Origin of the sequence: Plantactinospora sp. BC1, from assembly GCF_003030345.1 — a bacterium.
Classification (GTDB): domain Bacteria; phylum Actinomycetota; class Actinomycetes; order Mycobacteriales; family Micromonosporaceae; genus Plantactinospora.
On the sequence record NZ_CP028158.1, the window covers coordinates 885295 to 905077 of the forward strand.

Genomic DNA, 19783 nt, shown 5'->3' on the forward strand with positions numbered 1-19783 from the left:
GGATGTGCGACAGTTTCGGCGTGCTCTTCAAAGCGCTGTGTTGTTCCGGCCTCGTCTTCGTGTTGCTGGGTGCGGTCGGTGTCTGGTTGCGGCGTCGACGGGGCCGCTGATCCTGGCGGTGCCCGGGGTCACCGCTCGGGGGTGGCGAACCGTCCGGCGCGGATCTCCCGGAGGGCGCGGCGTCGGGCGTCGCCGCGCAGGGTGTCGACGTAGAGCCGGCCGTGCAGGTGGTCGGTTTCGTGCTGGAGGGCGCGGGCGAGGAAGCCGCTGCCGGTGATGGTGAGGGGTTCGCCGTACTGGTCGAAGCCGTGTGCGGTGGCGTGCATGGCGCGCGGGGTCGGGAAGTAGAGGCCGGGGACGGAGAGGCAGCCTTCGTCGTCGTCCTGCGTTTCGGCGGAGAGTTCGAGGGTGGGGTTGACCAGGTGGCCCCGGTGCCCGTCGGCGTCGTAGACGAAGACCTGGGCGCTGATCCCGATCTGGGGTGCGGCGACTCCGGCGCGGCCGGGTGCGCCGAGCAGCGTGTCCATCAGGTCGGTGACCAGGTCGCGTAGTTCGGCGTCGAAGCTGGTGACCGGCTCGGACGGGGTGCGCAGCACGGGGTCGCCGATGATCCGGATGGGCCGCATCGTCATGACCGGAACCTTATCGGTTCGTTACCGGTCCGGGTGCCCCGGCGCGCTCGACGGCAACGCTACGCCCGTCGTTCCGGGCCTCGGCGCCAACCGGAGGTCATTCCCGTACGTCGTACGATATAATGTCCGGGCTGGTACGGGGTGGCGTTCCGGCCGGACGGGGGTCCGGGGTCGGGGCGGCTGGCGGACGAGGGGGCAGGACCGGAGATGCGGCCGAACACGACATCGGTACCCGGCGACGCCTCCCCACCCGCACGGTCCGCAGAGGCGGGCCCGGACGAGCGGTGGACGGCACCCTGTGCGGTGGTGTTCGAGCCGGCCGACCCGCCCCGCGCCGGTGTACTCGCGTTCTGGCGACCCGACGGCGGTGAACTGCCGGTCGACGGGCCGGGTCGCGGCGGAGAGTTGACGGTCGTGCTGCCGGACGGGGCCGGGGTGCGGACCCGGGTGGTGCCGGCCCGCCGGCTGCCGGTCGGCGACGCTCTACCGCTGCTGCTGGCCGATTTGGCGTCGGACCGGCCGGTCGACCCGGCGCTGGCCTACTGGTCGGCGGCGGCGCTGCTGGCGCTGCACCTGGTCGCCCGGCGGCGGATCCTGCCGACGGTCTCCCCCGCCGGCTTCGACGCCTGGACGGTCGGGGCGCTGGACGCGGCCGACGCGGGCCGGATCCGGGAACTCGCCGCCGCGATGCCGACCCGGGCCCGGGCCAACCCCTTCCCGGCGAAGCCACTCCCGGCGGACAAGACGACCGCAGACGGGATGACCGCAGACGACATCACCGCGGACGAGATGACGGCAGTCGGGATGACCGCGGACGAGATCACCGCGGACCGGATGACGGCCGGCCGGGCGGCGGCGGGCGAGGCGGGGGCCGGCCCGGTGCTGCCGGACGCGGCCGGCCTGCTGCGCGGTTTCCTCGACGCGGTCGCCGACACCCTGCCCCGGTCCCCCGCCGCCCGGCACGCCGCCGGCACCGACGCGTTCGCCGCGACGGCGCCACAGTCGCTACCCCGGCTGCGCGGCTGGGCCGAGGAGGTCCGCGCCGGTCTCGACTCCGGCGTGCGGGTCTCGATCCGGCTGGAGCCGGTCGACGGCGACCTGACCCGGCCCGGGCTGCGGGCGGTGGCGCAGGTGCACAGTCTCGTCGACCCGGCGCTGGTGGTCGACGCCGCCGCGCTGTGGCACGGCGACGTCGCCGGGTTCGGGCCCCGGGCCCGGCTCGACACCACGCTGGCGATCCGCCGCGCCGCCGGGGTCTGGCCGCCGCTGCGGCACCTGCTCGACGCCGCCGTCCCGGACGCGCTCCTGCTGACCGACGAGGAGGTCAGCGAGCTGGTCGCCGACGCCGCCGGCCGGCTCGGCACGGTCGGGGTGGCGGTGCACTGGCCCCGCGAACTGACCGCCGGGCTCACCTCCCGGGCGGTACTCGGCGCCGCCGAGGCACCCCCGTCGGACCTGGCCACCTTCTTCGGCGGCGACGGGCTGCTCCGGGTCGACTGGCAGCTCGCCCTCGGCGGGCGACCGCTGACCGCCGCCGAACTGGACCTGCTCGCCGAGGCGCACCGGCCGGTGGTGCGGCTGCGCGACCAGTGGGTACTCGTCGACCCGGAACTGGCCGCCCGGGCCCGCAAGCCGGGACTGCCGCCGGTCGGCGCAATCGAGGCGCTCGGCGCGGCGCTGACCGGGACGGTGGAGGTCGACGGTCGGCCCGTCGAGGTCGACACCACCGGCTGGCTGGACGGGCTGCGGCGGCGGATCGCCGACCCGGAGCAGGCCGGTGATCCGGAGCGGGTCGGGGTGCCGGCCGGGCTGACCGCCACCCTGCGGGACTACCAGCTACGCGGACTCCGCTGGCTGGCCTGGATGACGGAGCTGGGGCTGGGCGGCTGCCTCGCCGACGACATGGGGCTCGGCAAGACGGTCACGCTGATCGCGCTGCACCTGCACCGGCAGGCGGATCCGGCGACCGCCGGCCCGACCCTGGTGGTCTGTCCGGCCTCGCTGCTCGGCAACTGGGAACGCGAGATCGCCCGGTTCGCCCCCGGCACCCCGGTACGCCGATTCCACGGCGGGCGACGCAGCCTCGACGCGCTGGACGGCGGGTTCCTGCTCACCACGTACGGGACGATGCGGCTCGACGCCGACCGGCTCGCCGAGGTGCGGTGGGGGCTGGTCGTCGCCGACGAGGCGCAGCACGTGAAGAACCGCGCCTCCGGTACCGCCCGGGCACTGCGCCGGATTCCGGCCGCCGCCCGGGTCGCCCTCACCGGCACCCCGGTGGAGAACAACCTGACCGAACTCTGGGCGATCCTGGACTGGACGACTCCCGGCCTGCTCGGCCCGCTGCCCCGGTTCCGGGCCCGGTGGGCGGCGCCGATCGAGTCCGGTCGGGATCCGGCGGCGGCGGGCCGGCTGGCCCGGCTGATCGCACCGTTCCTGCTGCGCCGCCGCAAGTCGGACCCGGGGATCGCCCCGGAGTTGCCGCCGAAGACCGAGACCGACCATTCGGTGGGGTTGACCGGCGAGCAGGCCGGGCTCTACGAGGCGGTGGTCCGGGAGACGCTGGCCCGGATCCGGGACAGCAGCGGGATGGCCCGCCGTGGCCTGGTGCTGGAGCTGCTGACCTCGCTGAAGCAGGTCTGCAACCATCCGGCGCACTACCTGCGGGAGGCGCGGCCCCGGCTGGCCGGCCGCTCCGGCAAGCTGGAGCTGCTCGACGAACTGGTCGACACGATCCTCGCCGAAGGCGGCGCGGTGCTGGTCTTCACCCAGTACGTCGCGATGGCCCGGCTGATCGAGCGGCACCTCGGCGACCGGGGCGTACCGACCGAGCTGCTGCACGGCGGTACCCCGGTGACCCGCCGCGACGAGCAGGTACGCCGGTTCCAGGCCGGTGAGGTGCCGGTCTTCCTGCTGTCGCTGCGGGCGGCCGGGACGGGGCTGAACCTGACCCGGGCCGACCATGTGGTGCACTACGACCGGTGGTGGAACCCGGCCGTCGAGGAGCAGGCCACCGACCGGGCGTACCGGATCGGGCAGACCCGTCCGGTGCAGGTGCACCGGCTGGTCACCGAGGGGACGGTCGAGGATCGGATCGCCGCCCTGCTCGCCGTCAAGCGGGACCTCGCCGACGCGGTGCTGACCGGTGGCGAGGCCGCGTTGACCGAACTCTCCGACGCCGAGCTGGCGTCCCTGGTCGAGTTGCGCAGGCCGGCATGAGCGCGATCGTCGACCGGTCCCGGAGCGCCGGCTCCGGGCCGGCCGTGGAAGGTGGGGGCGGATGAGCGGCGACGACCGGGTCCGGGGCTTTCCGGCGTTTCCGCCGGGGCGGCGGGCCCGCAGCAGCCGTTCCTGGTGGGGCGACGCCTGGATCCGGGCCCTGGAGGAGACCTCGCTGGACGAGACGCTGCTGCGCCGGGGGCGGCGGTCGGCGACGGCCGGGCACGTCGGGTCGATCACGGTCAGCCCGGGCCGGATCGCGGCCGAGGTGCACGACGGGGTGCGCGACGTGCCGTACCGGACCCGGGTCTTCGTGGAGCCGATGACCGACGCGCAGTGGTCCCGGTTCCTGGACCAGGTGGCGGCGAAGGCCGGGCACATCGCCGCGCTGCTGGACGGGGAGATGCCGCGTGACCTGGCGTCGTCGGCCGACGATGTCGGGGTCGCCCTGCTGCCGGGGCTCGGCGACCTGCAACCGGAGTGCGACTGCCCGGAGTGGGTCGCGGCGGCGTGCCGGCACGCCGCCGCGCTCTGCTACCAGGTGGCCTGGCTGCTCGACGCCGACCCGTTCCTGCTGTTGCTGATCCGGGGCCGGGGGTCCCGGGAGGTGCTGGCCGAGCTGCGGCGCCGGGGGCAGCGGGCGACGGCGGCCGCCCCGGTCGAGCAGCCGGCCGGCCGGGCGCCGGGTGTCGGGGTGCCGGCCGCGCTGGCGTACGCCCGACCGGACCCGCCGCTGCCGGACCCGCCGCCGGCGCCGGAGCCCGGGGTGTCCGGGCCGGTACTGCCGGACGCGCCCGGGATCGCCGCGGAGGTGCTGCACGGGCTGGTCGAGAACGCCGCCGTACGGGCCGCCGCGCTGCTCGACGCCGCTTCGGGCGACCACGGCCCGCCGACCGTGCTGCCGGAGCGGGTGGACGCGGTCCGGCTCGCGGTCGGGGCGAGTGGTCCGGTGCTGGCCCGGCTGCGGCAGGCGGCCGGGCGTACCGCCCGGGAGTTCGGCCGGGCGGTACGGGCCTGGGAGTACGGCGGACAGACCGGCCTTTCGGTGCTGGACGAGGCGTGGACGCCGCCGCCGGTACGGCTGGCCCGGGCCCGGGCCGACCTGACCGCCGGCTGGACCGGTGACGACCCGCCGGAGCCGCAGGTGTGGCGCAACCGGTGGACGTTTCCGGGTCACCGGGCCCAGCTGCGGTACGGCCGCGACGGCCGCTGGTACCCGTACCGGGAGTTGACCGGCGGCGACTGGTGGCCGGCCGGGATACCCCGGGACGACCCGGCGGACGCCCTCGCCGACCTGCTCGGCGACTGACCGGCCCGCCGCTCGCCCGCACCCGGCCCGACCGCGCCGGCTGGGGGCGCGGCCGGTTCTGCAACGCGGCCGGCTCCGGAACGCGGCCGGCTCGGAGCGCGGCCTGCCGGCGGCGGCGAGCGGAATGCGGCGCGACGACGCCCGGTCAGCGGAATGCGGCAGGCCGGCGGCGGTGAGCGGATGCGGCCTGCCGATAACCCTGAGCGGATGCGGCGCGACGACGTCCGGTCAGCGGGGGCCGGCCAGGATGGCCCGGACCGGGCCGGACTTGGCGGCCGCCTCGGCGACCTCGGCGGCCGGGTCGCTGCCCCAGGTGATGCCGCCACCGGCCCAGACGTGCACCCGCTCGGCGTCGACCGCCACCGTCCGGATGGTCAGCCCCAGGTCGATCCGGTCCGGGCCGATCCAGCCGAGCCCGCCCATGCTGGCACCCCGGCCGACCGGTTCCAGGGCGGCGATCTGGGCCAGGGCGGCGAGCTTGGGCGCGCCGGTGACCGACCCGCCGGGGCAGACCGCGCGGAGCAGGTCGGCCAGCCCTCGCCCGTCGGCGAGGGTGGCCGAGACGGTCGACTCGGCCTGCCACAGGTTCGACCAGCGGCGGATGGCGTACAGCTCGTCGACCCGGACGGTGCCGGTGCGGGCGATCCGGGCCAGGTCGTTGCGCTCCAGGTCCACGATCATCACGTGTTCGGCGCGTTCCTTGGCGGATTCGAGCAGTTCTCGCCTGCCGGGGCCGGTCGCCGGCCGGGTGCCCTTGATCGGCCGGGTGTAGACCCGGCCGTCGGTCACCTCGACCAGGGTTTCCGGGGAGGCGCAGCCGATCGCCCAGCCGGGGCCGGTGAGCACGCCGCCGTACCGGGCGCCGGGGAGCCGGGCCAGCCGAGCCAGTGCCGGCAGCGGGTCTCCGGCGTACCGGGCGGAGCCGTGGCCGACGACGTTGACCTGGTAGATCTCGCCGGCCGCGATGGCGTCCCGGGCCTGCCGGACCGCGTCGGCGTGCCGCTGCGGCGTCCAGCTCTCGGTCCACGGGCCGAGTTCCCAGGGGGCGTCGGCTTCCCGGTGCACGCCGTCGAAGCGAATCCGGTGGTCGTGGACCGGATGCCGCCGGGTTCGGCCGGCCGCCGGGGCGGTGCCGTGCCGGTAGACCACCGCGACCAGGTCGGGGACGGCGGGTGCCGGGCTGGCCGGGCCGGCGGCGGCGCCGACCATCCGGGCTCCGGCGGCGGCGGAGACGAAGACGGCGGCGCCGCAGACCGTGCCGGCCGGGCCGTCCGGCGGGTGGACGCCGGGCCGGGTCAGGTCGTGGACCGGGAGGCCGTGCCCGGCGAGGAACTCCTCCAGCAGCGTGGCGGGGTCGTCCGGGCCGTCGGCCGGGCATTGAAGCCGGTCGTGTTCGACGAGCCGGGGTACGCAGCTCGCCGGCGCTCCCGGTGGCGCGAATGGGAGCGCTTCCACGACGTACGGCTGGATCTGCCTCATCCGAAAAGAGGATTTCCTCGGTCAGAGACGGATACCCGCTCGTCATCACAGGGCGTGAAGGGGTACCGTCCGTCACTGGTCATGTGAACCATGCCACAGCGCCCCCATAGTCCGGAGAACCCGATGTGCCAGCACGAACCGACCTGCCCCTCCGCTGAAGCAACCGACCGGGAAGCGGCCCGAGTCCTCGCCTGCTTCCGTGAGCAGGGGTGGAGCCTGCTCTGCAATGGCGTCATCCTCTTCGAGGACACCGGCGAGCTGCTGCCCGACGGCAGCACCATAGCGCCGCACCGCGGTCCGGCCCGGCACGCCCTGGTCGGCTGATTCATCACTTACAGTGACCGGCCGGCGCCTGGTGTGCCGGCCGGTCACTCGTGTTCTCAGTTCTCGAACGCCTCGGGCGGCGGGCAGGCGCAGACCAGGTTCCGGTCTCCGTAGGCGCCGTCGATGCGGCGTACCGACGGCCAGTACTTCGCCTGCCGGTCGACCCCGCCGGGATAGCCGGCCACCGACCGGGGGTACGGGTGCGGCCACTCGTCGCCGGTCACCATCGCCGCGGTGTGCGGCGCGTTGGCGAGCGGGTTGTCCCCCTTCGGCCACTCCCCCGCCCCGACCTTGTCGATCTCGGCCCGGATGGCGATCATCGCCTCGCAGAACCGGTCGAGTTCGGCGAGGTCCTCGCTCTCGGTCGGTTCCACCATCAGGGTGCCGGCGACCGGGAACGACATCGTCGGGGCGTGGAAACCGTAGTCGATCAGCCGCTTCGCCACGTCGTCGACGCTGACCCCGGTCGCCTTGGTCAGCGGCCGCAGGTCGAGGATGCACTCGTGCGCGACCAGGCCCTTGTTGCCGGCGTAGAGCACCGGGTAGTGGCCGCGCAGCCGGGCGGCGACGTAGTTGGCGGCGAGTACCGCCACCCCGGTGGCCCGGCGCAGCCCGTCCGGCCCCATCATCCGCAGGTACGCCCACGGGATCGGCAGGATCCCGGCCGAGCCGTACCGGGCGGCCGAGACCGCGGGCCGGCCCTCGGTGTCGCGCGGGTCGCCGGGCAGGTACGGCGCCAGGTGTGCCCGTACCGCCACCGGGCCGACTCCGGGGCCGCCGCCGCCGTGCGGGATGCAGAACGTCTTGTGCAGGTTCAGGTGTGACACGTCGGCGCCGAACCGGCCCGGCTTGGCGTATCCGAGCAGGGCGTTGAGGTTGGCGCCGTCGACGTAGACCTGGCCGCCGGCGTCGTGCACCCTGGCGCAGAGCGCGGCGATGCCGGCCTCGTAGACACCGTGGGTGGACGGGTAGGTGACCATGATCGCGGCGAGGGTGTCCCGGTGCGCCTCGATCTTGCGGTCGAGGTCGGCCAGGTCGATGTCGCCGTCGGGGTCGCAGCCGACCACCACCACCCGCATCCCGGCCATCACCGCGCTGGCCGCGTTGGTGCCGTGTGCCGAGGACGGGATCAGGCAGACGTCCCGGTGTCCCTCGCCCCGGTCGCGGTGGTAGGCGCGGATCGCCAGCAGGCCGGCGAGTTCGCCCTGCGAGCCGGCGTTCGGCTGCACGCTGACCGCGTCGTAGCCGGTCACCTCGGCGAGCCAGCCCTCCAGGGTGCCGACCAGGTCGCGGTAGCCGGCGGTCTGCTCCTCCGGGGCGAACGGGTGGACGTTGGCGAACTCGGGCCAGCTCACCGGTTCCATCTCGGTGGTGGCGTTCAGCTTCATCGTGCAGGAGCCGAGCGGGATCATGCCCCGGTCCAGGGCGTAGTCGAGGTCGGCGAGCCGGCGCAGGTAGCGCAGCATCGCGGTCTCGGAGTGGTGTGACCGGAAGACCGGGTGGGTCAGGTAGTCGCTGTCGCGGGCGAGGTCGGCCGGCAGCGCGGCCGGCGGCTGCCCGGTGGCCGGGGTCACCGGCTGCCCGGCGACGGCGCCGAAGGCGTCCCAGACGGTCGTCAGGTGTGCCTCGGTGGTGGTCTCGTCGCAGGCGATCCCGACGTGGTCGGCGTCGACCGGTCGCAGGTTGACGCCGCGCCGTGCGGCCTCGGCGACCACCTCGGCGGCCCGGCCGGGGAACCGGGCGAGCACGGTGTCGAAGAACGTCTCGTGCACGATCTCGACGCCGTCGAGGGTGCGCAGCCCGGCGGCGAGGGTGGCGGCCCGGTGGTGGGTCCGTTCGGCGATCGCCCGCAGCCCGGCCGGGCCGTGGTAGACGGCGTACATGCTGGCCATCACGGCGAGCAGCACCTGGGCGGTGCAGATGTTGCTGGTCGCCTTCTCCCGGCGGATGTGCTGTTCCCGGGTCTGTAGCGCCAGCCGGTAGGCGCGGTCACCGGCCGCGTCCCGGGAGACTCCGACCAGCCGGCCGGGCAGCATCCGCTCCAGGCCGCCCCGGACCGCCAGGTAGCCGGCGTGCGGGCCACCGAAGCCCATCGGTACGCCGAACCGCTGGGTGGTGCCGGCGGCGATGTCGGCGCCGATCTCGCCGGGCGGGCGGAGCAGGGTCAGCGCGAGCAGGTCGGCGGCGACGGTGACCAGTGCCCCGGCGGCGTGCGCGGCCTCGACCAGCCCGCTGTGGTCGCGGACCGCGCCGGAGGCGCCCGGGTACTGGAGGTGCAGGCCGAAGAACTCCGCCGGCAGCGGCTCGGCGGAAAGGTCGAGTACGCGTACCTCGATGCCGAGCGGTTCGGCCCGGGTGGCGAGTACGGCGAGGGTCTGCGGCAGGGTGTCGGCGTCGACGACGTACACGTTGCTCTTGTTCTTGCCGGCGCGGCGGGCGAGTGTCATCGCCTCGGCGGCGGCGGTGCCCTCGTCGAGCATGGAGGCGTTCGCGGTGGCCAGCCCGGTCAGGTCGGTGACCATGGTCTGGAAGTTCAGCAGCGCCTCCAGCCGTCCCTGGCTGATCTCCGGCTGGTACGGCGTGTACGCGGTGTACCAGGCCGGGTTCTCCAGCACGTTGCGGCGGATCACCGCCGGGGTGTGGGTACCGGAGTAGCCGAGTCCGATCATGGAGACGGCGACGGTGTTCCGGGCGGCGAGCGCGCGCAGCTCGGCGGCGACCTCCTCCTCGGTGGCGGCCGGCGGCAGGTCGAGGTCGCCGGTCCAGCGGATCACCTCGGGGATCGCGGCGTCCATCAGGTCGTCGACGGAGTGGTAGCCGACGGTCTCCAGCATCCGGCGCATCGCGTCGGCGTCGGGGCCGATGTGCCGGTCGGCGAAGGCTCCGCCGTCGCGGGTGGGCTGCTGTGCTGTGGTCATGGGGGACGCTCCCGGGCGAGGTCGACGCTGCAACCTCCCCCTCTGTCACGCTCCGCGACGTCGCGGGCGCTCCACAGTCGCCTGCCCGCGGGCTCCTTTTGCCTGAGAGGTTCCGGGGAGGATTTGCCCCTTCGGCGCCGCCCCACGCTGCCGGGCGGTCTCTCGCTCGCGAGTGTTGTCGGCGTTGGCAACGGTACCAGTGACCGGATTTCCGGCTGGTTTCGACCGCGCCCCGTTGATCACGATCGACGCCGGCCGCCGGGGCGTAGCCGGTGCCGCCCGTCCCGTCCGGCAGGGAGGGCAGAACCGGTTAAGTGCCACCGGACCGGCCCGTCCCGGCCCCGCTTCCCGGTCGCGTCGTACGTGCCGGGCCCGGTGGGTGGCGGGGGCGGAAATCGCTTTCCGTCTATTGACTGTGAACCGGTTCGGTGTTGTCATCGATCTCACCTGCCCGGGACCCCTGGTGGCGACCCGTGGCGAAATCCCCGAACCGGGAGGCAACGATGCGCCGTACCCTCGCCCGCCGGCTGCTCGCCACGCTGGCCACGGCGACGCTGGCCGTCGGTGTGACCGCCGGCTGCGGTGACGACGGTGACTCGTCCGCCGACGCCGAGGGCAAGATCATCAACGTCCTCTCGGGGACGAACGCCGGGTTCGTACCGAACTTCAACCCGTTCTCCCAGAACAGCGTCGCCGGCACGATGAGCGTGCTCTACGAGTCGCTGCTCTATTTCAACGCCGCCCGGGCCGACGACGTGCAGCCGCAGCTCGCCACCGGCTACGAGTTCGCCGACGACGGGCGGCGGCTGAACCTGACCATCCGGGAGGGGGTGAAGTGGACCGACGGGAAGCCCTTCTCGGCCGAGGACGTCGCCTTCACCTTCAACCTGATCCGGGACAACCCGAAGCTCAACCAGAACGGCCTGCCGATCGTCGAGGCGGTCGCCACCGACCCCACGCACGTCTCGGTCACGTTCAGCCAGGGCGTCTACACCCGGCTCAACCTGATCGCCGGCCGGACCTGGATCGTGCCGAAGCACATCTGGTCGACCATCGCCGACCCGTCCGCCTTCACCAACGAGAAGCCGGTCGGCACCGGGGCGTTCATGCTCGCCTCGTTCAGCCAGCAGAACTACGTCTTCGAGCGCAACCCCAACTACTGGGAGACCGGCAAGCCGAAGATCAAGGGGATGCGGTTCCAGCAGTTCGCCAGCGCCGACAGCGCGATCGCGGCGCTCGCCGCCGGGCAGCTCGACTGGGCCGGATCGTTCATCGCCGACATCGAGAAGCAGTACGTCAGCAAGGACCCGAAGCACAACAAGTACATCAACGAGTCGCAGCTCTACCTGACCAACCTGATCCCGAACCTGGACCGGGCGCCGTTCGACAGCGCCGCCGTCCGTAAGGCGATCAGCCTGGCCCTGGACCGCGACCAGATCATCCGGCTGGCCTTCTCCGGCTACGGCAAGGAGGCCAGCCCGGCCCAGCTGCCCCGGCCGCTCTGGGACGACTACATCAAGCCGGAACACAAGGACCGGAAGCTGGAGTTCGACCCGGCCCGGGCCGAGCAGACCCTCCAGGCCGACGGCTGGGCCAAGGGCGCCGACGGGATCTACGCCAAGGCCGGCCGGCGGCTCTCCTTCACGGTCAAGGTCGTGCAGGGCTACAACGACTACATCTCCGCGCTCCAGATCATGACCCAGTCGCTGAAGTCGGTCGGGATCGAGATGAAGACCCAGGAGGTCTCCTTCACCGCCTTCTCCACCGACCAGCAGACCGGCGACTTCGAGATGATCATCACGAACCTCTACAGCGAGGGCACCGCGTACTCCTGGTACAGCCGGGCGTTCTCCAGCAAGCGGACCGCGCCGCTGGGTCAGCAGGCCGGCTCCAACTACGGCCGCTTCCGCAACGCCGCCGTCGACGCGGCACTGCTGGCGATGGAGAACACCCCGCCGGACCAGCGCGACGCGATCAGGGAACAACTCTTCAAGATCCAGGATGTGATCGTCGAGGAGCTGCCGTACATCCCGCTCCAGCAGTCCGCCTCGCTGATCGAGTACCGCACCGAGAACCTCGGCAACTTCCCCACCGAGGAGAACCACTACGCGCTGACCACCCCGTACAACGGGCCGGACATGGGGATCGTGGCCAAGAACCTCACCCCGGCCGGCTGAGCCGCCCCGATGCGCTACCTGCGGCGCAAGGCGCTGTTCTACCTGGTCGCGGTCTGGGCGGCGGTGACCCTCAACTTCCTCATCCCCCGGCTGATCAAGGGCAATCCGGTCGACGCCGTACTGGCCAAGACCCAGAACATGACCCCGATGTCGCCGGACGCCCGCCGCGCCCTGGAGTTGCAGTTCGGGGTCACCGACGACCCGCTGTGGCAGCAGTACCTCGGCTATCTCGGCAACCTGCTGCGTGGCGAGTTCGGGCTCTCGGTCAGCTACTACCCGACCCCGGTGTCGAAGGTGCTCAGCCAGAGCCTGCCGTGGACGGTGGTGATGGTCGGCGTCGCCACCGTACTCAGCGTGCTGCTCGGGATCACCCTCGGCATGCTCGCCGGCTGGCGGCGCGGCACCTGGCTGGACGCGCTGGTGCCGACCACCACCTTCCTGGCCGCCATCCCGTACTTCTGGCTCGCCCTGGTGCTGCTCTACCTGCTCGGCGGGATCCTCGGCTGGTTTCCGCTGAACAGCGGCTACAGCTACGAGACCACCATCGGCTTCAACTGGCCGTTCCTGCGCAGCGCGATCTACCACGCCGTGCTGCCGGCCGCCTCGATCGTGCTCGCCTCGGTCGCCGGCTGGCTGCTCGGGATGCGCAACATGATGGTCTCGACGATGGCCGAGGACTACGTGCTGACCGCCGAGGCCAAGGGGCTCCGCCCGCGCCGCATCATGATCCAGTACGCGGCGCGCAACGCCGTACTGCCCAGCGTCGCCGGGTTCGCCATCACCCTCGGCTTCGTGGTCAGCGGCTCCATCGCCACCGAGATCGTCTTCTCCTATCCCGGCGTCGGGATGACCCTGGTCGCCGCCGTCGCCAACGCCGACTACCCGCTGCTGCAGGGCATCTTCCTGGTCATCTCGCTGGCGGTGCTCGGCGCCAACTTCGTCGTCGACCTGCTCTACGCGGTGATCGACCCCCGTACCCGGCAGGCCGGCTGATGGCGACCATCGAGACCCAGCGCGACGTGACCGGCGAGGTCGTACCCGGCGTCGTGGTGCCGACCCGCCGGCCCCGCTGGCGCGGCCTGCTGCGCTCCCGCAAGCTCGCCGCCGGACTGGCCATCGTCGGCTTCTTCGCCCTGGTCGCCGTGCTCGGCCCGCTGCTGGTCGACGACCCGAACCAGGTCAGCGACGACCGGCTGCTCGCCCCGTCGGCCGAACACCTGCTCGGCACCACCACCACCGGCCAGGACGTGTTCCGGCAACTCGTCGCCGCCACCCGGGGCTCGATGCTGGTCGGCCTGGTCGTCGGGCTGCTCGCCACCGTCGTGTCGGTGCTGGTCGGCGTCCTCGGCGGCTACGCCGGCGGACACACCGACGAAAGCCTCTCGCTGGTCAGCAACGTCTTCCTGGTGCTGCCCGGCCTGCCGCTGGTCGTCCTGATCACCGACTACGTGCAGACCCGGGGCGCCCTGGCGATCGCGTTGATCGTCTCGTTCACCGCCTGGGCCGGCTCCGCCCGGGTACTGCGGGCACAGACCCTGTCGCTGCGCTCCCGCGACTACGTCGACGCCGCCCGGGTCAGCGGCGAACCCGGCTGGCGGATCGTCACCTTCGAGATCCTGCCGAACCTGCTGCCACTGATCGCCGCCCAGTTCGTCTTCGCCGTCATCGGCGGCATCCTCACCGAGGCCGCGCTCGCCTTCCTCGGCCTCGGCGGCGCCGGCTCCTGGGGCACGATGCTCTACTTCGCGCAGAACTCGCAGGCGCTTTCCCAGGGCGCCTGGTGGTGGTTCGTCCCGCCCGGGCTCTGCATCGCGCTGGTCGGCGCCGGACTCGCACTGATCAACTTCAGCCTCGACGAGCTGATCAACCCGAGGCTGCGGGTCCCCCGCCGCCCCCGACGGACCGGACCGGCATGACCCTCGACACCACACCCCCACCGGCGGTCACCGGCACCGACGTGGTGCTGTCGGTCCGCGACCTCAGCGTCGTCTACGACGGCGCCGACCCGGTCCGGGCGGTCCGCGACGTCAGCTTCGACCTGGGTCGCGGCGAGGTGCTCGGCATCGCCGGCGAAAGCGGCTGCGGCAAGTCCACCCTCGCCTACGCCATCACCCGGCTACTCAAGCCGCCCGGCCGGGTCACCTCCGGCGAGGTCTTCTTCCACCCCACCGACGGCCCGCCGGTCGACCTGTCGACACTGCACGGGGAGGCGCTGCGCCGGTTCCGCTGGAACCGGGTCGCGATGGTGTTCCAGGGGGCGATGAACGCCCTCAACCCGGTGCTGTCGGTACGCCGCCAGCTCGCCGACGTCTTCACCGCGCACCGCCCCGAACTACGCCGCGCCGAGCGGGAACAACGCTGCCGGGAACTGCTCGACCTGGTCGGGATCGGCCCGGAACGGCTCTCGGCGTACCCGCACGAACTCTCCGGCGGGATGCGCCAGCGGGTACTGATCGCGATGGCGATGGCGCTGCGCCCCGACGTGGTGGTGATGGACGAGCCGACCACCGCGCTCGACGTGGTGGTGCAGCGCGACATCCTGACCGAGATCGACCGGCTCCGGGCCCGGTTCGGCTTCGCGGTCGTCTTCATCACCCACGACCTCTCCCTGCTGCTGGAGATCAGCGACCGGCTCGCCGTGATGTACGGCGGCCGGATCGTCGAGTACGGCCGCGCCGCCGACCTGCACGCCGCGCCGGGCCACCCATACACGGTCGGACTGCTGCGCTCCTTTCCCAGCCTGCGCGGGGAGCGGACCGTGCTGCACGGTATCCCGGGCAGCCCGCCGGACCTGTCCCGACCGATCACCGGCTGCGCGTTCACCGCCCGCTGCCCGTACGCCTTCGACGCCTGCCACCGGATCGACCCGCCGCTGCTGACCGCCGGCAGTACCCGGGCCGCCTGCCTGCACCACGACCCGGCGTTGCGCCCCGACGGACCACCGGCCGGGCTGCGGGCCGGCCGGTTCCATCCCGCCGACCCGCCGCCGGCCCCCGGACCGCCCGACCCGACACCGGCCCCCGGACCGGCACAGCCACGCCACACCGACCCGCCGCCGCCGCCGCCGACCGGGCCGGGCGTCGATCCGCCGCCGGCCGGGAACGGTGCCGCCGGAGGTGGTGACCGATGACCACGCTGACGGTCAGCCACCTGAGCAAACACTTCCCGCTGCGGGACGGGCGGCGCCGCCGCACCCTGCGGGCCGTCGACGACGTCTCCTTCGAACTGCGCTCCGGGCAGACGGTGGCGCTGGTCGGCGAGAGCGGCAGCGGCAAGTCGACGATCGCCCGGATGCTGGTCCGGCTCACCCCGCCGACCGCCGGCGAGATCCGCCTCGACGGCACCCCGGTGGCGGCCGGTCACCGGGCGGTCCGCCGCTACCGCCGGGACGTGCAGATGGTGTTCCAGGACCCGTTCGGGTCACTGAACCCGGCACACACCGTCGAATACCACCTGCGGCGGCCGCTGCGGCTGCACGGGGTCGCCCGCTCCGCCGACGACGTCCGGGCGGCCGTGCACGACCTGCTGACCCGGGTCAACCTCACCCCCGCCGACCAGGTCGCCCGCCGGCTTCCGCACGAACTCTCCGGCGGGCAGCGGCAGCGGGTCGCGATCGCCCGGGCCCTGGCACCCCGGCCCCGGATCCTGCTCGCCGACGAGCCGGTGTCGATGCTCGACGTGTCGATCCGGCTGGAGATCCTCAACCTGATCGACCGGCTCAAGCGGGAGGAGGAACTGGCCGTGCTGTACGTCACCCACGACCTCGCCACCGCCCGCTACTTCGCCTCCTCGATCATGGTGTTGTACCGGGGTCAGGTGGTCGAGTCCGGCCCGAGCGACGAGGTGATCCTGCGCCCCGCGCACCCGTACACCCAACTGCTGGCGTCGGCGGCGCCGGACCCGGGCCGCCCGCGTACCGCCGCGCCGGGCGGGATGCGGGCACTGCGCGGCGGGCAGCAGACGGCGACCGACAGCGGCGGCTGCCTGTTCCGGGACCGCTGCCCGGCGGCGATGGAGGTCTGCCGCACCGAGGTGCCGGAGTTCCCGGTCGGCGCCGCTCACCTGGCCCGGTGCTGGCTGCACCGGCCCGACAACGGCCGGCCCCGCCCCGCCGACGGGTCGGCCGGGCAGCCGTAGCCGCCGGTCAGGGCCCCGGACACGGCCCGCCGACGGGTCGGCCCTAGCCGGCGGTCGGGGCCGCGCCCGGCACCGTCAGCGACACCCGGCCGTCGGCCAGCTTGTAGAACATCCCGACGACGTCGCACCGGCCGGCGGCGACCGCGTCGGCGAGTTCGGTACCCGGCCCGGTGATCGTCTCGATGGTGTGCCGGGTGTGTATCGCGGCGATTCCGGCGTCGTCGCTGACCTGCCGCGCCTGGGCGGCCTCGATGCTCGGGGTGACCCGCTCGACGATGGCGCCCAGGTCCCGGCCGGGTAGCCGGGCACCGTCCAGGGCCGCCCGGGTGGCCTGGATCGCCCCGCAGGTGTCGTGGCCGAGGACGACGACCAGCGGCGCCCCGAGCACCACCACGCCGTACTCGATGCTGGCGGTCACCTCCGGGCCGACGATGTGCCCGGCGGTGCGGACCACGAAGAGGTCACCGAGGCCCCGATCGAAGATGATCTCGGCGGCGAGTCGGGAGTCGGAGCAGCCGAAGACCACCGCGAACGGCCGCTGCGCCGCCGCGACCACCGCCCGGTGCTCGGCGTCCTGGTGCGGGTGGATCCGGGTACCGGCGACGAACCGCTCGTTGCCGGCGAGCAGCTCGTCGAGCGCCTCGGTGGGAGTGGCCGGCCGATGGTCCAGGTATGCCATGACATTCCCTTTCGACGTCACCACCTTCCGGTGGTGAGGCGAGGTCGACGCCTTCGGCGACCTGATGCGTACCGATCAGATATCACGGAACGTCCGCTCCGGCAGCCCGGACCCGGGCCGACCGTGATCGACGGAACACCGGCCGGCGTCCGACCGGGAAACCCGCACCCGAACAGGCTACGGCCCGCCGCCCGCGCCGGCCGGCCGCCACGCGGCCGGACCGGATCGACGAACCCCGCAGCGACCCTCCTCCCGAGGTCCGACGCGGCGGCGGCGGAGCGGCGGACCCGACCCTCCGGGCGGCCCGGGCCGAACCAGGTTCAATAGGGTGGCGAGGGTGACCTACCTTGCCGCGGACGACCGCTACGACTCGATGACCTACCGCAGGGCCGGCCGCAGCGGCCTGCGACTGCCCGCCATCTCGCTCGGCCTCTGGCACAACTTCGGCGACGAACGGCCGTGGCAGCAGCAGCGGGAGATCTGCCGCCGGGCGTTCGATCTCGGAGTCACCCACTTCGACCTGGCCAACAACTACGGCCCGCCGGCCGGCTCCGCCGAGGAGAACTTCGGTCGTACCCTCGCCGCCGACCTCGCCCCGTACCGCGACGAGCTGGTCATCTCCACCAAGGCCGGCTACTACATGTGGCCCGGCCCGTACGGCGAGTGGGGTTCCCGCAAGTATCTGGTCTCGTCGCTGGACCAGTCGCTGCGCCGGATGGGCCTCGACTACGTCGACATCTTCTACCACCACCGGCCCGACCCGGACACTCCGCTGGAAGAGACGATGGCGGCGCTGGACGCGGTCGTCCGGGCCGGCAAGGCCCTCTACGTCGGACTGTCGAACTACACCTCGGAGCAGACCCGGCAGGCCGCCGCGATCCTGCAACGACTCGGTACGCCGCTGCTGATCTCGCAGCCGTCGTACTCGATGCTCAACCGGTGGATCGAGGCGGACCGGCTGCTCGACACCCTCGAAGAGGCCGGCGCCGGCTGCATCGCCTACAGCCCGCTCGCCCAGGGCGTGCTGACCGACCGTTACCTGGACGGCATCCCGGCCGACTCACGGATCCGCACCAGCGTCTTCCTCAACGAGAGCGACCTCGACGAGACGACCATGGCGACCGTACGGGCGCTGCACGCCATCGCGCAGGGGCGCGACCAGTCCCTGGCCCAGCTCGCGCTCGCCTGGGCACTGCGGGACTCCCGGATGACCAGCCTGATCATCGGGGCGAGCAGCGTCGCGCAGCTTGAGACGAACGTGGCCGCGCTGGAGAACCTGACCCTCACCGACAGCGAACTCGCCGAGATCGGCGGCCACCTGACCGTCGACTGACCGCACGGCTCGGACCGCGACGACGGAAGCCGGACCGGGACGACGGAAGCCGGACCGGGACGACGGAAGCCGGACCGGGACACGGCGACCTGGCCGGCCGGGACACGGCGACCGGGCCGGGACGACGGCGAAGCGTGACACCGCTCCTCCCGGCCCGGCACGTCCCGGCGGGCGGCTACCCGAGCCGCCGGTGCGGGGCGCCGCTGGGCCGGGGGGCCGAGGCGGTGGCGTAGTCGGCCAGCGTGATGGCGTCCGCCTTCTGGAACTGCCGGGCGAGGATGTGGCGCATCGGCCAATGCCCCATCATCCGCATCGACTGGTTCCGCAACCAGATCATGGACCGGGTCCGGGGTGCGAATCCGCCGATTCCACCGGGCGGCAGCTCCTGGCACTGGCGCACGTAGTCGCGCATGACCTGCTGGTAGCGCGCGAACGCCGGCTCGTGGTCGCCGCCGGCGCCGGCCAGCTCGCCGGCGAGCACGTACGCCCCGACCAGCGCCATACTGGTGCCCATGCCGCTCAGCGGCGAGCCGCAGTACCCGGCGTCACCGAGCAGCGTCACCCGTCCCCGCGACCAGTTCGGCACGTGCACCTGGCAGATGCTGTCGAAGAAGAAGTCCGGCGCGTCCGGCAGGGCGTCCAGCAGCGCCGGCACCCGCCAACCCACCCCGGCGAAGGCGTCGGTGAGCAGGCGACGCTGCCGGTCCACGTCGCGCCGGTCGTACTCCAGCGGCGGCGAGGTGAAGCTCAGCATCGCCTTGGCGGTGCCGCCCCGCTCGGGGCGGATCCCCGCGACCCGCCCGCCTGGCGAGTTGTACATGAGGAACCAGCCGTTCAGGTCACCCGGATCCGGCACGGTGAAGTAGGCGGTGTACCCGCCGAGCGGCTGCACGTACTCCCGCTCGGGTCCGAAGGCGAGCCGCCGTACCCCCGAGTGCACCCCGTCCGCGCCGACCACCAGGTCGAACGTCCGGGTCGTGCCGCTGGCGAAGCGGACCCGTACCCCCGAGGCGCCCTGGTCGAGTTCGGTGATCCGGTCGGCGAAGAGGTATTCGACCTCGCCCGTGGTGGCGTCGTGGAGAATCCGGGTCAGATCGCCCCGCATGATCTCGATCTCGGCCACGATGCCCTCGCCGCCGAAGAGGTCGGCGGGCATCCGGGCCATCCAGCGGCCGTTTGCGTCGACGTTGGCGACCCCGCGCTCGTCGACCCGGGCCTCGCGTACCCGGGGCATCAGCCCCATCCGCTCGACCACCTCGCGGCCGGCGCCGCGCAGGTCGACTGCCTGACCGCCCGGGCGCGGGCCCGGGGCGACCTCCACGACGGTCGGCTCGAAGCCGTGCCGGCGCAGCCAGTACGCCAGTGCCGGCCCGGCGATGCTGGCGCCGGAGATGAGGACGGTTCTGCTGGTCATCGGCGATTCCCCGTTCGTGTACGCTGTACATCATGGCGCGTACACGCTATGTCACCGGCTCGGAACCGGGCAATATTCGGGCTGGCCAGGGGCTTGTCAGACTCAACCGTACTAGTACGCCTGCCGGTGTGGCTCAGCTGCGCGTCGGCCGGCAGCCGCGCC

The 19783-nt window shown here is 73.1% G+C and carries 14 protein-coding genes and 1 riboswitch; of the genes, 9 read left to right on the forward strand and 5 right to left on the reverse strand.

Features of this window, described 5'->3' with window-relative positions:
- Nucleotides 1-128: 128 nt before the first annotated feature.
- The gene (def, locus tag C6361_RS03730; RefSeq protein ID WP_107266759.1) at nucleotides 129-632 is read right to left on the reverse strand and encodes a peptide deformylase; all 504 of its coding nucleotides are present in this window, start codon (nucleotides 630-632) and stop codon (nucleotides 129-131) included.
- Between the two features lie 306 nt (nucleotides 633-938).
- On the opposite strand from def, the gene C6361_RS03735 reads away from it, so the two are divergent.
- Together C6361_RS03735 and C6361_RS03740 are read left to right on the forward strand one after the other, a co-directional pair.
- A complete protein-coding gene (locus C6361_RS03735) occupies nucleotides 939-3851 on the forward strand; it encodes a DEAD/DEAH box helicase (protein ID WP_234359304.1) in 2913 nt (970 codons plus the stop codon).
- A gap of 61 nt (nucleotides 3852-3912) precedes the next feature.
- Nucleotides 3913-5160 carry an SWIM zinc finger family protein gene (locus tag C6361_RS03740; RefSeq protein ID WP_107266760.1) on the forward strand — a complete coding sequence of 416 codons (1248 nt, stop codon included), beginning with the start codon at nucleotides 3913-3915 and terminating at the stop codon, nucleotides 5158-5160.
- Between the two features lie 228 nt (nucleotides 5161-5388).
- Here the strand turns inward: C6361_RS03740 and C6361_RS03745 are convergent, their stop codons facing one another.
- Nucleotides 5389-6639: a chorismate-binding protein gene (locus C6361_RS03745; protein ID WP_107266761.1), complete on the reverse strand. Its 1251-nt coding sequence runs from the start codon at nucleotides 6637-6639 to the stop codon at nucleotides 5389-5391.
- Nucleotides 6640-6762: 123 nt separating this feature from the next.
- On the opposite strand from C6361_RS03745, the gene C6361_RS03750 reads away from it, so the two are divergent.
- Nucleotides 6763-6963 (forward strand): DUF5999 family protein, encoded by a 201-nt coding sequence (locus C6361_RS03750; RefSeq protein ID WP_101365960.1) that lies wholly within the window; start codon nucleotides 6763-6765, stop codon nucleotides 6961-6963.
- 56 nt (nucleotides 6964-7019) lie between these two features.
- Here the strand turns inward: C6361_RS03750 and gcvP are convergent, their stop codons facing one another.
- Nucleotides 7020-9881 (reverse strand): aminomethyl-transferring glycine dehydrogenase, encoded by a 2862-nt coding sequence (gene gcvP / locus C6361_RS03755; RefSeq protein ID WP_107266762.1) that lies wholly within the window; start codon nucleotides 9879-9881, stop codon nucleotides 7020-7022.
- Nucleotides 9882-9961: 80 nt separating this feature from the next.
- Nucleotides 9962-10058, reverse strand: a riboswitch (glycine riboswitch).
- A 326-nt stretch (nucleotides 10059-10384) separates the two neighbouring features.
- Here gcvP and C6361_RS03760 point away from each other — a divergent pair.
- From C6361_RS03760 to C6361_RS03780, 5 genes are read left to right on the forward strand one after another with little or no spacing between them, the layout of a single operon-like run.
- Nucleotides 10385-12058 (forward strand): ABC transporter substrate-binding protein, encoded by a 1674-nt coding sequence (locus C6361_RS03760; protein WP_159079158.1) that lies wholly within the window; start codon nucleotides 10385-10387, stop codon nucleotides 12056-12058.
- Nucleotides 12059-12067: 9 nt separating this feature from the next.
- On the forward strand, nucleotides 12068-13051 hold the full coding sequence (locus tag C6361_RS03765) for an ABC transporter permease (protein WP_107255812.1): 984 nt from the start codon (nucleotides 12068-12070) through the stop codon (nucleotides 13049-13051).
- Nucleotides 13051-13974: an ABC transporter permease gene (locus C6361_RS03770; RefSeq protein ID WP_107255813.1), complete on the forward strand. Its 924-nt coding sequence runs from the start codon at nucleotides 13051-13053 to the stop codon at nucleotides 13972-13974. Before C6361_RS03765 ends, C6361_RS03770 begins: the two co-directional genes overlap by 1 nt.
- Complete coding sequence (locus C6361_RS03775; protein ID WP_369931248.1) at nucleotides 13971-15188, forward strand: ABC transporter ATP-binding protein; 1218 nt, start codon at nucleotides 13971-13973, stop codon at nucleotides 15186-15188. The genes C6361_RS03770 and C6361_RS03775 overlap by 4 nt, the downstream gene beginning before the upstream one ends.
- Nucleotides 15185-16195 (forward strand): ABC transporter ATP-binding protein, encoded by a 1011-nt coding sequence (locus tag C6361_RS03780; RefSeq protein ID WP_107266764.1) that lies wholly within the window; start codon nucleotides 15185-15187, stop codon nucleotides 16193-16195. Before C6361_RS03775 ends, C6361_RS03780 begins: the two co-directional genes overlap by 4 nt.
- Nucleotides 16196-16238: 43 nt before the next feature.
- Here C6361_RS03780 and C6361_RS03785 read toward each other — a convergent pair whose 3' ends face one another.
- Nucleotides 16239-16874 carry a carbonic anhydrase gene (locus C6361_RS03785; protein ID WP_107255815.1) on the reverse strand — a complete coding sequence of 212 codons (636 nt, stop codon included), beginning with the start codon at nucleotides 16872-16874 and terminating at the stop codon, nucleotides 16239-16241.
- 337 nt (nucleotides 16875-17211) lie between these two features.
- On the opposite strand from C6361_RS03785, the gene mgrA reads away from it, so the two are divergent.
- Nucleotides 17212-18207, forward strand: a complete 996-nt coding sequence (mgrA, locus tag C6361_RS03790) for an L-glyceraldehyde 3-phosphate reductase (protein ID WP_107266765.1) — start codon at nucleotides 17212-17214, stop codon at nucleotides 18205-18207.
- A gap of 175 nt (nucleotides 18208-18382) precedes the next feature.
- Here mgrA and C6361_RS03795 read toward each other — a convergent pair whose 3' ends face one another.
- Nucleotides 18383-19621, reverse strand: coding sequence for an FAD-dependent monooxygenase (locus tag C6361_RS03795; RefSeq protein ID WP_107266766.1), 1239 nt, complete (start codon nucleotides 19619-19621; stop codon nucleotides 18383-18385).
- Nucleotides 19622-19783 lie beyond the last annotated feature (162 nt).

Excerpts from the sequence above, each read along its gene's own strand:
- def (WP_107266759.1), bottom strand. The coding sequence starts at position 632 with ATGACGATGCGGCCCATCCGGATCATCGGCGACCCCGTGCTGCGCACC.
- C6361_RS03740 (WP_107266760.1), top strand. The coding sequence starts at position 3,913 with ATGAGCGGCGACGACCGGGTCCGGGGCTTTCCGGCGTTTCCGCCGGGG.
- C6361_RS03745 (WP_107266761.1), bottom strand. The coding sequence starts at position 6,639 with ATGAGGCAGATCCAGCCGTACGTCGTGGAAGCGCTCCCATTCGCGCCA.
- C6361_RS03750 (WP_101365960.1), top strand. The coding sequence starts at position 6,763 with ATGTGCCAGCACGAACCGACCTGCCCCTCCGCTGAAGCAACCGACCGG.
- gcvP (WP_107266762.1), bottom strand. The coding sequence starts at position 9,881 with ATGACCACAGCACAGCAGCCCACCCGCGACGGCGGAGCCTTCGCCGAC.
- C6361_RS03760 (WP_159079158.1), top strand. The coding sequence starts at position 10,385 with ATGCGCCGTACCCTCGCCCGCCGGCTGCTCGCCACGCTGGCCACGGCG.
- C6361_RS03765 (WP_107255812.1), top strand. The coding sequence starts at position 12,068 with ATGCGCTACCTGCGGCGCAAGGCGCTGTTCTACCTGGTCGCGGTCTGG.
- C6361_RS03770 (WP_107255813.1), top strand. The coding sequence starts at position 13,051 with ATGGCGACCATCGAGACCCAGCGCGACGTGACCGGCGAGGTCGTACCC.
- C6361_RS03775 (WP_369931248.1), top strand. The coding sequence starts at position 13,971 with ATGACCCTCGACACCACACCCCCACCGGCGGTCACCGGCACCGACGTG.
- C6361_RS03780 (WP_107266764.1), top strand. The coding sequence starts at position 15,185 with ATGACCACGCTGACGGTCAGCCACCTGAGCAAACACTTCCCGCTGCGG.
- C6361_RS03785 (WP_107255815.1), bottom strand. The coding sequence starts at position 16,874 with ATGGCATACCTGGACCATCGGCCGGCCACTCCCACCGAGGCGCTCGAC.
- C6361_RS03795 (WP_107266766.1), bottom strand. The coding sequence starts at position 19,621 with ATGACCAGCAGAACCGTCCTCATCTCCGGCGCCAGCATCGCCGGGCCG.